The sequence below is a fragment of the Leisingera sp. JC11 genome, from assembly GCF_040704725.1.
Lineage (GTDB): Bacteria > Pseudomonadota > Alphaproteobacteria > Rhodobacterales > Rhodobacteraceae > Leisingera.
The window spans coordinates 1-2,303 of record NZ_JBFCVS010000057.1 but is presented as its reverse complement, the minus strand read 5'-3'; the positions used below and the strand labels follow the sequence as shown (position 1 = coordinate 2,303).

Here is a 2,303-nt window from a genome sequence, read left to right as displayed (position 1 = left end):
TGTAATCGCCGGACGTAATCTCCCCAAAACCGCCGTTTGAAAAATCCCCAGCCATGAGCGGCAGGGCCAATTCCGAACCTCAAATATTCGGAATTGGCGCTGCCGCGGGACACAGGCCTGATGCTCCAAATAGAGAGTGACAGGGGCAGGCAGGTGAAGGGACTGAGGGAGATCGTTTTGATCCATGATCTGAAGAAGCAGGGTCTCAGCATTTCCGCGATCGCGCGGAAAGTTGGCTGTGACCGCAAGACGGTGCGCAAGCACCTGGAACGCGGCCTCGAAGCGCCGGCCTACGGCCCGCGGGCACCGCGGGACCGTATCATCGAACCCTTTGAGCGCTACCTCCAGGAGCGCGTTCAGGCCTTCCCCGATCTGAGCGGCGCCCGCCTGCTGCGCGAAATCCGGGAACTGGGCTACGAGGGCGGCTACACCATGGTGACCGATTTCCTCCGCGAGGTCCGCCCGGCCAAACAAACCCAATTTGAGCGGCGGTTTGAAACCCCGCCTGGTAAACAGGCCCAGGTCGATTTTGCCGAGTTCACTGTGGAGTTCACCGATGATCCCGGCGTTGTCCGCAAGGTTTGGCTTTTCTCGATGGTGCTTGGCCATAGCCGCTGGCTTTGGGGCCGCTTTGTTGCCAGCCAGAACCTGCAGTCTGTCCTGCGCTGTCACATCGCGGCATTCGCTGCCATGGGCGGTGCCGTTGAAGAAATCCTCTATGACCGCATGAAAACGGCCGTGATCGGCGAGGATGAAGCCGGGGTTGTCACCTACAACGGGGCTCTGGTGGCACTCCTGAACCATTACGGCACGGTGCCGCGCGCCTGCCAGCCCTACAGGGCCCGCACCAAAGGCAAGGTTGAACGGCCATTCCGCTATATCCGCCAGGACTTCTTCCTGGCCCGCACATTCCGGAACATGGATGATCTCAATGCCCAGTTTGGTGCCTGGCGGACCGGGGTGGCCAATCCCCGGGTTCACGCCACAACGCGGCAGGTAGTCGACGAGGCCTTTGCCGGAGAGGTTGCGCATTTGAAGCCGCTGCCGGCGGTTCCCTACAGCGCTGTGCTGACAGTGGAACGCCGGGTGAGCAAGGACGGGATGATCTCGGTTGGCGGGAACTACTACTCCGTTCCCGATACCGCCCGCCGCCGGACGCTCGAAGTCCAGCATCATGCCACCGAGTTGCGCATCTTCGAAGAAGGGCAGCTGATCGCCCGCCATCCGGTCCTGGAAGGCAAGGCCCGGCGGCGCGTTGACCCTGCGCACCGCAAGGCACCGCCGCCAAGGCCGCCCCTGCCGCCGTCGCCGCAGCGGCTGCGCCGCCCCTTGGACTTCTATGATGCGGTCGGACGCCGGCTTGCGGCCGAGGGGAGCCGGTCATGAGCGATATGCTTGATCGTATCCGCGGCGCCTTGGTCGGCCTCAAGATGCCGCGCGCGCTCGAAGCTCTCGATCACACGCTGCAGCAGCTGGAAAAAGGCGAAGTTACCGCCATCGAGGCAATCGACACGCTGTTGAGCGAGGAATACGCCACGCGGGAGACCCGCCGGATCGACGTGGCGCTGCGCACCGCCAAACTCTTGCCCGCCAAGACGCTCGAGAGCTTTGACTTCAGTTTCCAGCCGTCGCTCGACCGGGAACGGATCGCGGCACTGGCCCAGCTCGACTTCATCCGCCGGGCCGAAGTCGTCCACTTTCTTGGCCCGCCAGGCACGGGAAAATCGCATTTGGCCACCGCTCTCGGGGTGGCTGCGGTCAAGGCGGGCAAGAGCGTCTACCGCGCAACCCTGGCCGATCTGATTGCAGCGTTGAGCCAGGCCGAGCGGGAGGGCCGGCTGGCCGAGAAGATCCGCTTCTATGCCCGGGCGTCTCTGCTGATCGTCGACGAGATCGGTTACCTGCCAATCACCACCGGCGGAGCCAACCTATTCTTCCAGCTCGTCAACGCCCGCTACGAAAAGGGTGCCATGATCCTCACCTCAAACCGCGGCTTCGCCGAATGGGGCGAGGTCTTCGGCGATCCCGTTGTCGCCACCGCGCTTCTTGACAGGCTCCTGCACCACGCTGTGGTCATACAGATCGAAGGTGCCAGCTACCGCCTGCGCAGCCATGCCGACCTCATACCCGAGCATGTCCGCGCCAACGCCCCAATCGCACCCCCGCCGCCGCCGAAGCGCCGTGGACGGCCGCCAAAGACAAGGAATGGAGCCGCTGATCACTGACGCCGGCTGATCACCGGGACCAAGCAAGTGGGGAATTTTACTTCGGCACTTTTGGGGAAAGTTCAAACGGCGTTGACA

Annotated in this window: 2 protein-coding genes; both read left to right on the top strand. The window is 63.3% G+C overall.

Going from position 1 to position 2,303, the window contains the following annotated elements; genetic code table 11:
* The first annotated feature begins 153 nt into the window (after positions 1-153).
* Entirely contained in the window at positions 154-1,386 is a 1,233-nt protein-coding gene (istA, locus tag AB1A62_RS22120) for an IS21 family transposase (protein ID WP_366663608.1), read from the top strand.
* Complete coding sequence (istB, locus tag AB1A62_RS22115) at positions 1,383-2,225, top strand: IS21-like element helper ATPase IstB (RefSeq protein WP_366663607.1); 843 nt, start codon at positions 1,383-1,385, stop codon at positions 2,223-2,225. Before istA ends, istB begins: the two co-directional genes overlap by 4 nt.
* Positions 2,226-2,303: the final 78 nt, after the last annotated feature.